The organism is Deinococcus aerolatus (assembly GCF_014647055.1).
GTDB classification, from domain to species: domain Bacteria; phylum Deinococcota; class Deinococci; order Deinococcales; family Deinococcaceae; genus Deinococcus; species Deinococcus aerolatus.
In genome coordinates this window covers 1-7891 of the sequence record NZ_BMOL01000039.1, presented here as the reverse complement: position 1 = coordinate 7891, position 7891 = coordinate 1, and the positions used below count along the sequence as shown (strand labels likewise).

Annotated in this window: 4 protein-coding genes and 2 pseudogenes; 4 read left to right on the top strand and 2 right to left on the bottom strand. The window is 57.2% G+C overall.

What is annotated here, in order from left to right; all coding sequences use genetic code 11:
- Positions 1-350, top strand: a pseudogene (locus IEY31_RS18840) (IS701 family transposase); the annotation flags it as partial.
- Between the two features lie 38 nt (positions 351-388).
- Here IEY31_RS18840 and IEY31_RS18075 read toward each other — a convergent pair.
- The gene (locus tag IEY31_RS18075) at positions 389-787 is read right to left on the bottom strand and encodes a hypothetical protein (RefSeq protein WP_188974350.1); all 399 of its coding nucleotides are present in this window, start codon (positions 785-787) and stop codon (positions 389-391) included.
- Complete coding sequence (locus IEY31_RS18070; RefSeq protein ID WP_188974349.1) at positions 784-2049, bottom strand: hypothetical protein; 1266 nt, start codon at positions 2047-2049, stop codon at positions 784-786. Before IEY31_RS18070 ends, IEY31_RS18075 begins: the two co-directional genes overlap by 4 nt.
- Before the next feature lie 197 nt (positions 2050-2246).
- On the opposite strand from IEY31_RS18070, the gene IEY31_RS18065 reads away from it, so the two are divergent.
- The 3 genes and pseudogenes from IEY31_RS18065 to IEY31_RS18055 form a co-directional block, all read left to right on the top strand.
- Entirely contained in the window at positions 2247-4160 is a 1914-nt protein-coding gene (locus IEY31_RS18065) for a beta strand repeat-containing protein (protein ID WP_188974348.1), read from the top strand.
- 1088 nt (positions 4161-5248) lie between these two features.
- Positions 5249-7141 (top strand): M23 family metallopeptidase, encoded by a 1893-nt coding sequence (locus tag IEY31_RS18060; RefSeq protein WP_188974347.1) that lies wholly within the window; start codon positions 5249-5251, stop codon positions 7139-7141.
- 31 nt (positions 7142-7172) lie between these two features.
- Positions 7173-7891: pseudogene (locus tag IEY31_RS18055) on the top strand (IS701 family transposase); the annotation flags it as partial.

Here is a 7891-nt window from a genome sequence, read left to right as displayed (position 1 = left end):
TCGAGCAGGCTTACCGGGAGATCAAGCAGCATCTGGGCTGGACGCATTGCCAGGCTCGATCGGACATTGCCCTTCGGCGGCATTGGAGTCTGGTGTGCGCTGCATTCTGCTTCCTGCACTGGTGGGCTGAGCATTCGCCTCCATCCAAGGGCGATGTGTCCACCCAGGCAGATGCGATGCATCTGCCTGGGTGGAGTGTGTTGCTGCATCAGGTACGCCTGTGGTTGGGGCCATTCGTCTGGATCTGGCAGGCTTGGCGCGCCTATTCAACGGAGCGCCCACCACGACGCCTTCTACAGCTGCTTGAACAGGTAGGAAGAGGCGTACCTCTTCGGCTCTATGTCACTTAAGCTATGTGTGGGACGCCAAAACTTTCAGTGTCAACGGACTACCAATAAGAGGAATCGTCGATGGAAACCTCACGCATCTGAAGTCGGAGCTTGGGGTCCTGGGGCGAGCCTTCACAGATCATCGTTATCGCGAGGTATTTGCCCGCGTCTCCGTCGCCTGTGGTCCTGCCTTCCCAGCGGTATCCCTCAGCGGTGGAATGAAGAGCTTCCGGGTAGATCGGGGAGAAGCCCATCACGTCACGTGGCAAGGTCTGGGCCAGAGCTTCATGGCAGGCCCTGGTGAAGTCTCTTCGCTGCGCCAGATCGGCTGGGGGACGCCCCTCCGCGTAATGCGAAACCGCCTGCAGCACCGTAAGCAGGGGGACGACGCTCCACCAGAAGAGTTTGTAGAGGGGGGGCGCTGGCCCGGGTCCTGAGTTGCCGCCGTTTCCCGTCATTCCTGCTCTCCCCGGCAAGCCGCCGCCTGTGCCTGGGCCAGGTGGGCGTGGAAGTGGTGACCCCCCTGCTCTTCGAGCAGGGCCTGTTCATCCCACACCACTGCCAGATGCAGTGCCAGCTCCGGGTGGTGGTCCACCACCCGGGCCTTGTCCAGCCAGTGCCGCGCCTCCATGGTTTTTCCCAGCAAGCGGTAGCATCGCGCCACCAGGACAGCGGTCTGGGCCATCGCCAGTTGCTGCCGAGTCAGGGTCACTGTCGAATGTGCCCGCTGTGCCCAGTCCAGCGCCTGCTGAAGCAGCCGCTGACGTGCCGGCGCTGGACTGGTCTCGGCCAGTGAAAGATGCATCAGGGTCAGGTTGGAGCGCGCGGAATACACGCCGTGCCACCACTGCGCCGCCTGCGCCACGTCGTGCGCCAGGCGCTGATGGTGAATGGCCCGCTCCAGATGGCCGGTTCGGCGCAGGTACACGCCGTAGTTGATGTGGAACCAGCAATATTCCACGCCGTCCTCAGGAACCAGCAGGGAACGCAGGATGACGAAATACGAGTGTGCCTGGGTGTAGTGGGCTTTCAACGTGTAATAGCGCGCCACCCGGACAAGCAGGCGCGCCCGGTTGAGTCGGTTGAGGCCAGGAAGGTGCGACGCCGCCAGCAGAAGGGGCAACTGGCACGCGGTGGCGTCGATGCCCCCCTGGTCTTCCAGGCACATGGTGGTCAGGGTCAGGATCTGGGCCTGATCGTTGGCCGACAGCGTGCAGTCCTGCATCGAGACCAGGCGCTCGAGCGCCTGGGCCACCAGGCCACTCTGGAGCAGCAGCGTGCATTCGCCCAGCTCCACGGCCACCGTGTTGCGGTGAATCCGCAGGGAGCGCAGGTGATCGAAGATCACCGGGCGCGCCGGGTCAAACCGGAGCTGGATCCGCTCACCCAGGGCCAGCGCAAACAGCTTGGATGCCTGCCGGGCCGGGCTGCTGGTGACGCGCTGGCCGAACAGTTCCGGCTCCTGCGTTCTGGTGAAGCGCCACAGGTCCCGGCCCGCCACGCTGGGACTCAGGCGGCTCCAGGGATGGTGGTCGCAGATCTCATCCGTGCTGACGTGGCGTTCGTGGTTGACTGCCAGCAGGGCATAGAACACCACCCATTTTTCCGAGAGCGGCAGAACGTAACCGTTCCAGACCAGACGGCAAATTTCCTTGTCGAGTTGGACCGTCAGCGTTGCAGGGGCATGAGAGCCGTGTGTCGCCGGGGCCGAACGTTCCATGAAGGCTCCTCAAAGTGACGAATTCGAGAGTGGCTTCAATTGTATGGGATCAAGGTACAAAGATGACCTTACGGTCACTTGCGTTCACACCCGGTAACAAAATGACGGGATTATTTATCCACCACCGTCTTATGATTCTGCTCACCATCAATTGGATGCAGCGCGTCAGGACAGGTCAGAGGTGGAGCGGAGGATTTATGCGTAGACAGCAGCACACGGCAGGTCTGGCCCTGGTCTCACTCACGCTTGTGCTCGCTGCCTGCGGTGGCGGCACTGTCGATCCACCGCTCCCCGGCACACCCGTGACCAGCCTGGCCGACAGCGGTCCCGGCACCCTGCGCGAATTGCTGGGCAGCGCAAAAGCAGGCGATACGTTACGGCTCGATTCCGGCACCATCACGCTGGCTGGTCCGCTGAAGCTCACCAAGAGCGTGACGCTGAACCTGGGCAGCGGCGTCATCGACGCAGCCGGAAAGGGCCGCGCCCTGGAAGTGCCCAGCGGCGTGACCGTGACCATCAAGGGCGGCACACTGAAAGGCGGCACTGGAGCGCCCATCACGGTGGCAAGTATCGGCAAACAGGATCTGAGCGTGGCGACCTACGGCGGCGTGCTGCTGAACGAGGGCACGCTGACACTGGACGGCACGGCCATCACAGGTGGAGAGGCCAATGTGGGCGGCGGCATCGCCAACCTCAAGACCGGGACGCTGACCCTCAAGGGAACGAACAGTGTGAGTGGCAATGCGGCGAAGGCGCTTCCCGCAGGCGCGACGGAAAGCAATGGTCACGGTGCAGGCATCTCCAATGCAGGTGTTTTGAAGATGGAAGGTGGCAAAGTAACCAGCAATGTGGCGGTATATGCCGGTGGAGGCATCTTCAACTTCACCGGCGGCCTCGTGACCATCAGTGGCGGTAGCGTGGATAATAACCAGTGTACCTCTCCAAACATCACCACAGCAGATGGCACGGAGGGCTGCGGGGGCGGCGGCATCTATAGCTTTGGGGATGTCACTCTCACCGGGGGCAACGTCAACGGAAACACGGCAACCTATTACGGCGGCGGCATCGTGATGGTGCGAAATGCTGCGAGCGATCCGCGGCCGGTGCTAGCGATTTCGGGCGGCAGCGTTGACGGCAATAAGACCACCGGTAGCATCGACACGGGCGGTGGCGGCATCTGGTCCAATCAGATCATTAGGATCAGCGGCGGTACCGTCAAAGGCAACAGCAGCGGCACAGGCGGCGGCATCAACAACTGGGGTGATCTGACGGTTTCGGGCGGCGCGATTGACAACAACTTGGCCAGCAGGTACGGCGGCGGGATTCAACTGTCGCAGGCCACCAGATTGTTCCAGATGACAGGCGGAAGCGTCAGCGGCAACAGCGCCATACTGGGCGGCGGCGGCATCAACAGCGACGCCAGCATGACCCTTTCGGGCGGCAGCATTCAGAACAACACCACCGATGGCAGCGGCGGCGGCATCAGCATGTATGTTCAGACCGGACGGACCACCACCACCACGCTGGAGGGAACGCTGGTCATTGGGGGCAACAAGGCCAGGATCGGCGGCGGCATCAACACCGGCAATGCAGACCGCAAAGCCCTGACCCTAAACATCAAGGGCGGCAAAATCACGGGCAATCAGGCCATTGAAACGGGCGGTGGCGTTTTAGTAGGTGGTCAGGTCAACATGACGGGCGGCGAGATCAGCGGCAATGCGGTGACAGGCAGGATGACCGCCCAGAATCAGGGCGGCGGCGGTGGCGTGCGGCTGTACTCCGGGTCAGCCTTCACCGCCAGCGGCGGCAGCATCAAGGACAATACGGCCTGGTTCGGCGGTGGGGTTTTTGTTGGGGGAGCTTACCAGACCTCTCCAGAGGGTGATTTTGTGCTGGCCGGGGCCACCGTCAGCGGCAACCAAGCGACGGATACCAACGTGGGCGGCGGCTTCTTCAACGACGGCAAACTGACCATTACCAGTGGCAGCGTGACTGGCAATACGGCCCCCAGCAATGGCGGCGGCGTCTTCAACAGGAAGAACGCCACCTACGTCCAGCCCGGCGGCAGCGTGACGGGCAACAACCCAGACGACGTGTTCAGCGAAAAGTGAACCGTCCGTGTCAGAAGTGACCGGGAGGTGGACAAAAGCTCGCCCCCCCCCGTCACTGCTGCTCGCTGGACTCCGGTGGTGATGGCAGATGTGGGAGCCACAGGCAAAAAACGTTATCGGAGATCGGAATGGGGGCTATTGGTTACGGGCAGGCTCTCGACACTCCCAAATTCTCCCGACGGGGATCGTTGGGCCACCGTAATGCCGTCTGAGACAGCCAAAAACGAAGTTGTCAGCTGCTGAGATCGTACACTTACTGTTATTCTAGAAAATTCAGGACTACTTCGTTCCCCAAAAGATTGGTTTCCGAGGAATCTCTTACAGGCCTACGTATTTGGATTTCAGCCTCGGCGTGGCGCTGCAGTCATTGTTCGGAGCACTGCCGATCTGTTGATGACCTGTTGCGAGATAAGGGGGGAGAATTGAACAACGTCGTCTTGGCCGAAAAAACCTGACTTTTTTGAACTCAGACTAATTAGAAGTGGTTTTCGACCTCTGAAACGGCATTTTCCCTGTTTTGGCTCATAACTGCGCAATAGGTCTTGAGAAAATTCTCCAAGCTAGTGAATCAAGCACGCGTCATCTGAACGATACCTGAATGATCTCGTGTTCCTTCCATCTCTAGATGCCTCCTAGGAGCTCCATGACGAAGAAGCCCGAAGGACCACACATCAAGCCCTCCTCTATCAGTCACCAGCGGCCACCATATGAGGCTCCGCGCCTAACTGCCTTGGGCGTTTGGAGCGTTCTCACCTTGATCTACCGCGTTCTGATCAATCCGCCACCCCTGTCTTTAAACACAGATCATTTCCAGCGTCGCGGATTCTATTCGTTACGGCTGAGGTGTCGCCTTACCCGTAATCCATGTTCAATCGCCCCAGTCGCTGCCTTACCACCCTCCTCGTCTTACCCCATTGGGGCCCTGGAAGGTCATCACTCTGGTTTACAGCACACCCATTAATCCCCCTCACAGATCGCGAATTATTTTTAACATCTCGGTGCACCTTGGGGTGTCACTTCCTCTGATGTTTGGGGAATTATGGAGGTCTAGTATGAATAGGGATTTAGTAAGGACACTTCTGACTAGCATGACGCTCTTGCTGGCAGGGTGCATGCAAGCCTCCCCAGCCCCTGCCAATGCACCGCCCACGGTCACTATCACTCCATCTGGAGGAAGTGTAGAGCTTCAAGGTGTTGCAATAGTTACATTTGTAGACGGTTCTTTTGCATCTGCACAGCCAGTGGAGTTGATGCAGACGGAGGACGCTGAAGCACAACAGGCCTTCGATGTGTCTGTGGCAGGGGAAGATGTAACATTGCTCTCCGACTATCAGGTTCGTGTGGTTACACCAGAACGTCCACTGAAGGACATGCGCGTGACGATGAAATTGCCGTCTTCATTTAACGTGCCTCAGGGCAGCACACCAATGCTATTTGGGTGGACGCAGGAGAGTGAAAATGAAGGAGAAGGGGGGATGCTTGACCTTTTCCGTCCGCTTCCCTCCTCCTACGAGGCGGCATCGCGTTCAATAACAGGGGATGTGCCTTCTTGGGTGTTCGCATCACAACGACGTACTGATGGGCGCGCCGAAGCGGTGCTGTCTGTTGCGTTGGCTCCTGCCCTCCAGCCAGTCTCAGCGCAGACAATCAAGGAGACGTGCAAAACGGAGGAATTGTTCTCTCCGTTCCTTGGTGAGGCACTCTCGATCTCCAGCCCATTTGGGCCAAGGCCTCTAAAATCAAGTCCTTTTCATAATGGCGTGGACATTGTGGCTCCTATTGGCAAACCAGTTGTTGCAATTACTTCTGGAGAAGTGGTTGCAATAGGTTTTCAAGAAAAAATCTCGCCAAAAGGGCAATACGGTGGAGCAGGAGAATTTATCGTCGTTAAGACAGGTGCTGGCCATTACGTTGTGTACATGCACTTAATGAAGGGTTCAACCCGTGTGAAAGCACGTATGGGGAAGACTCCTGGAGACAGGCTCCTTGTCAATCAATGGATTGCCAATTCAGGCAATACGGGTGCTGCAAAAGATGCACCACATCTGCACATTGAATATCGTAACAGTCGTTTTGCTGGAACAGTAGACCCGTTGCCTTGCCTAGAACCACTTGATATTGAGGTGACAGGTAATGAAGGGATTGTCGCTACAAATAAAGATGTTCAACTAAAAGCAACGATCAATGCCCTTAGCGATACCAACGGATATAGGAGACGCGTTGTTTGGTCAGTCGTTGGTGGTGCGGGCCATGGAGTTATCGATCGGTTGACAGGCTTATACCACTCTCCTTTGGCTGCTGGTACATATACCATCCGCGCAATGCTGCAACTGGATGTTAAGCGCCCTGGTGTAGAGTGGGTAGATCAATCTAAAATTTATAGAGACGTCACCTTAACTGTAAAAGACAGTCTTTGTAATTTCAATTTGCTTAGCAGTGCTAGAGATTACTATAATGTTGAAAAATGCTCTTTAATTGGAAGTTTTTCCTCTGTTCGTTATGAACATACATCAGATTTTAATTTGCAGCCTGTAACGTACGTTCGTTACACGAATGTGGCCAATGTATTAGTTGATCTTATAAAATATGGTCCAGAAAGAAATATTGGTGGGTTGTTTCGATCTTTAAACGTGATAAATATCCAAGATACGAAGAATGGAAAAGTAACGGCATCTTGTCCAACCGGATATCATGCCAACTGGACTGGCGGTGGCAGCCTCGTTGTTGTGGACGGTAATGTGATGTCTCTCGCGATTGGAGCTTATGATCCCAAAGATAGTACATGTGGGTTTCACGCATCTGCAGTTCGGTCAGAAGCACAGCTTGAACAAGTACCAGGTAATTTAATCAAATCTAATATCACTCATGATTCTGATAGTCTATCATTTGATTACAAACATACAATTTATGAATATAAAAGCAGCATCGTTCGTAGTGAGGTCACAATATCTGGGACGTTTAAATTAATTCCAAAACCTTAGCTGGACTTTGGCCATTGACAGGGGGAGCGGCATGCCGCTCCCCCTGTCAGACTTGAGCATGGCACTCCTTCCGAAGTGGTTCACTCGGATCTTGGACGAGTTCGCCCCGCTCTTCTCCACGCGGATCTGGCCGCAGGTTCAACTCCTGGTGATTGGGGCCGTGTTGTCCCCTGGGAAGCGGACGGTGACTTCGGCGTTGCGGGTCCTCGGCTTGGCAGACGATCCCAGGTTTGGTCCGTTTCACCGCCTGTTGAATCGGGCGCGCTGGTCCAGTCTGCAGGCCAGTCGCGTCCTGCTCGGTCTGCTCCTGGCCGCTTTCGTCCCCTCTGGGCCGCTGATCCTCGGCTTGGACGACACCATCGAACGACGAACCGGCAAAAAGATCAGCGCCTGAGGCATCTATCGCGATCCGGTGCGGTCCAGCCAGGGGCACTTCGTGAAAGCCGGCGGTCTCCGCTGGCTGAGCTTGATGCTGCTGACTCCCATTCCCTGGGCCAATCGCATCTGGGCACTGCCATTCCTGACGGCACTTGTGCCGTCACAGCGCTACCACGAAGAGCGCGGTCACCGGCATAAGACCCTGACCGACTGGGCCCGGCAGATGCTGCGTGTCGTTCAGCGCTGGTGTCCAGGACGCCAACTGATCGTGGTGGCGGACAGCGCATACGCGGTCATCAGGTGGCTCGCCGACCTCCAGCAGGGCCGTCCGATCACCGTGATCACCAGACTCCGTCTCGATGCCGCGCTCTA